Here is a 264-nt window from a genome sequence, read left to right as displayed (position 1 = left end):
GGGCACGTGGTGGATGCCGAGCGGCAAAAACGGGGTGAAGGGTTTGAGTTGCGCACCGATGCCTGGGGGGCGATTCGGGCGGGCAAGGGGTTGTTTATCAGTGCCGATGAACAAACCAAGGCCCAAGGCCAGGTGCTGGAAATGGGCCCGGCGATCGAGCGCCTGCGCCAGGCCGGCGACCAACTGCAAACGCTGTCCGCCGATGCCTTGGCCGCCAACGCCGATCCCGCAGATGTGGCGGCGCAATTGGCGCTGATGCGCCAG

1 protein-coding gene is annotated in these 264 nt (G+C 65.9%); it reads left to right on the top strand.

All coding sequences use genetic code 11. The features are described from left to right. Positions 1–264: type VI secretion system Vgr family protein (locus ACM6G4_RS25960; protein WP_414914890.1), on the top strand; the 264-nt coding region annotated here is incomplete at both ends.

The organism is Pseudomonas sp. IT-P258 (genome assembly GCF_949767825.1).
GTDB classification, from domain to species: domain Bacteria; phylum Pseudomonadota; class Gammaproteobacteria; order Pseudomonadales; family Pseudomonadaceae; genus Aquipseudomonas; species Aquipseudomonas monachiensis.
The sequence above is the reverse complement of the archived record's forward strand: the minus strand, read 5'-3'. Positions and strand labels throughout refer to the sequence as shown.